This window comes from Vibrio sp. Vb1755 (assembly GCF_033338635.1).
Classification (GTDB): Bacteria; Pseudomonadota; Gammaproteobacteria; order Enterobacterales; family Vibrionaceae; genus Vibrio; species Vibrio alginolyticus.
Window position 1 is genome coordinate 1 of sequence record NZ_JAWOTA010000057.1, and the last position, 2746, is coordinate 2746.

Sequence of the window (2746 nt, forward strand, 5' to 3'; positions counted from 1 at the left end):
ATCAACTCGAAACTCCTTCGGGTTGTATGGTTAAGTGACTAAGCGTACACGGTGGATGCCTTGGCAGTCAGAGGCGATGAAGGACGTATTAACTTGCGATAAGCCCAGATTAGGTAGTAAAAACCATTTGAGTCTGGGATTTCCGAATGGGGAAACCCAATACCATAAGGTATTACTGTTGAGTGAATACATAGCTCAACAGGGCGAACCGGGGGAACTGAAACATCTAAGTACCCCGAGGAAAAGAAATCAACCGAGATTCCGAAAGTAGCGGCGAGCGAAATTGGACTAGCCCTTAAGCTTTACACGCGTTAGACGAACAGCCTGGAAAGGCCGACGATACAGGGTGATAGTCCCGTAGTTGACGACGTGTGTTCAGTGAAATCGAGTAGGGCGGGACACGTGATATCCTGTCTGAATATGGGGGGACCATCCTCCAAGGCTAAATACTACTGACTGACCGATAGTGAACCAGTACCGTGAGGGAAAGGCGAAAAGAACCCCTGTGAGGGGAGTGAAATAGAACCTGAAACCGTGTACGTACAAGCAGTAGGAGCAGGCTTGTCCTGTGACTGCGTACCTTTTGTATAATGGGTCAGCGACTTATATTCAGTGGCAAGGTTAACCATCTAGGGGAGCCGTAGGGAAACCGAGTCTTAACTGGGCGTTCAGTCTCTGGATATAGACCCGAAACCAGGTGATCTAGCCATGGGCAGGTTGAAGGTTGAGTAACATCAACTGGAGGACCGAACCGACTAATGTTGAAAAATTAGCGGATGACTTGTGGCTAGGGGTGAAAGGCCAATCAAACCTGGAGATAGCTGGTTCTCCCCGAAAGCTATTTAGGTAGCGCCTCGGACGAATACTACTGGGGGTAGAGCACTGTTAAGGCTAGGGGGTCATCCCGACTTACCAACCCTTTGCAAACTCCGAATACCAGTAAGTACTATCCGGGAGACACACGGCGGGTGCTAACGTCCGTCGTGGAGAGGGAAACAACCCAGACCGCCAGCTAAGGTCCCAAATTACTACTAAGTGGGAAACGATGTGGGAAGGCTCAGACAGCCAGGATGTTGGCTTAGAAGCAGCCATCATTTAAAGAAAGCGTAATAGCTCACTGGTCGAGTCGGCCTGCGCGGAAGATGTAACGGGGCTAAGTAGTAAACCGAAGCTGCGGCAATGTACTTTTGTATATTGGGTAGGGGAGCGTTCTGTAAGCGGTTGAAGGTGTGTGGTAACGCATGCTGGACGTATCAGAAGTGCGAATGCTGACATGAGTAACGATAAAGGGGGTGAAAAACCTCCTCGCCGGAAGACCAAGGGTTCCTGTCCAACGTTAATCGGGGCAGGGTAAGTCGACCCCTAAGGCGAGGCCGAAAGGCGTAGTCGATGGGAAACGGGTTAATATTCCCGTACTTCTTACAATTGCGATGGGGGGACGGAGAAGGCTAGGTGGGCCTGGCGACGGTTGTCCAGGTTCAAGTGCGTAGGCTTAAGAGTTAGGTAAATCCGGCTCTTTCTAAGGCTGAGACACGACGTCGAGCTACTACGGTAGTGAAGTCATTGATGCCATGCTTCCAGGAAAAGCCTCTAAGCTTCAGATTGTAAGGAATCGTACCCCAAACCGACACAGGTGGTCGGGTAGAGAATACCAAGGCGCTTGAGAGAACTCGGGTGAAGGAACTAGGCAAAATGGTACCGTAACTTCGGGAGAAGGTACGCTCTCGACGGTGAAGTCCCTCGCGGATGGAGCTATTGAGAGTCGCAGATACCAGGTGGCTGCAACTGTTTATTAAAAACACAGCACTGTGCAAAATCGCAAGATGACGTATACGGTGTGACGCCTGCCCGGTGCCGGAAGGTTAATTGATGGGGTTAGACTTCGGTCGAAGCTCTTGATCGAAGCCCCGGTAAACGGCGGCCGTAACTATAACGGTCCTAAGGTAGCGAAATTCCTTGTCGGGTAAGTTCCGACCTGCACGAATGGCGTAATGATGGCCACGCTGTCTCCACCCGAGACTCAGTGAAATTGAAATCGCTGTGAAGATGCAGTGTACCCGCGGCTAGACGGAAAGACCCCGTGAACCTTTACTACAGCTTGGCACTGAACATTGACCCTACATGTGTAGGATAGGTGGGAGGCTTTGAAACGCAGTCGCTAGATTGCGTGGAGCCGTCCTTGAAATACCACCCTTGTAGTGTTGATGTTCTAACGTCGACCCCTTATCGGGGTTGCGGACAGTGCCTGGTGGGTAGTTTGACTGGGGCGGTCTCCTCCCAAAGCGTAACGGAGGAGCACGAAGGTGGGCTAATCACGGTTGGACATCGTGAGGTTAGTGCAATGGCATAAGCCCGCTTGACTGCGAGAATGACAATTCGAGCAGGTGCGAAAGCAGGTCATAGTGATCCGGTGGTTCTGAATGGAAGGGCCATCGCTCAACGGATAAAAGGTACTCCGGGGATAACAGGCTGATACCGCCCAAGAGTTCATATCGACGGCGGTGTTTGGCACCTCGATGTCGGCTCATCACATCCTGGGGCTGAAGTCGGTCCCAAGGGTATGGCTGTTCGCCATTTAAAGTGGTACGCGAGCTGGGTTTAGAACGTCGTGAGACAGTTCGGTCCCTATCTGCCGTGGGCGTTGGAGAATTGAAAGGGGCTGCTCCTAGTACGAGAGGACCGGAGTGGACGAACCTCTGGTGTTCGGGTTGTGTCGCCAGACGCATTGCCCGGTAGCTAAGTTCGG

1 rRNA gene is annotated in these 2746 nt (G+C 51.8%); it reads left to right on the plus strand.

Annotation, left to right across the window (positions count from 1 at the left end):
- Positions 1–28 precede the first annotated feature (28 nt).
- Positions 29–2746 (plus strand): 23S ribosomal RNA (locus tag R7E00_RS22435); the annotation flags it as partial.